This window comes from Pseudomonas sp. 51_B (genome assembly GCF_017491595.1).
GTDB classification, from domain to species: Bacteria; Pseudomonadota; Gammaproteobacteria; order Pseudomonadales; family Pseudomonadaceae; genus Aquipseudomonas; species Aquipseudomonas promysalinigenes.
Window position 1 is genome coordinate 1 of the sequence record NZ_JAFGYW010000610.1, and the last position, 240, is coordinate 240.

The 240-nt window shown below is 61.7% G+C and carries 1 protein-coding gene; it reads left to right on the forward strand.

The annotated features are described in order from the left end of the window. On the forward strand, positions 1 to 240 hold a 240-nt coding region (locus tag J5M56_RS26410; protein ID WP_207938239.1), incomplete at both ends, for an amino acid permease.

The window sequence follows — 240 nt, forward strand, 5'->3', positions numbered from 1 at the left end:
TCGGCAATGTGCTGAGCCAGGTGCGCAACATGATGCTGGTCACCGTGTTCGTGTTCATCGGTATCGAAGGCGCCAGCGTTTATTCGGGGCGCGCACAGCGCCGGTCGGATGTCGGCAAGGCCACGGTCATCGGCTTCATCACCGTGTTGCTGTTCCTGGTGCTGGTCAACGTGCTTTCGCTAGGCATCATGACCCAGCCGGAGCTGGCCAAGCTGCAGAACCCGTCGATGGCTGCGGTGC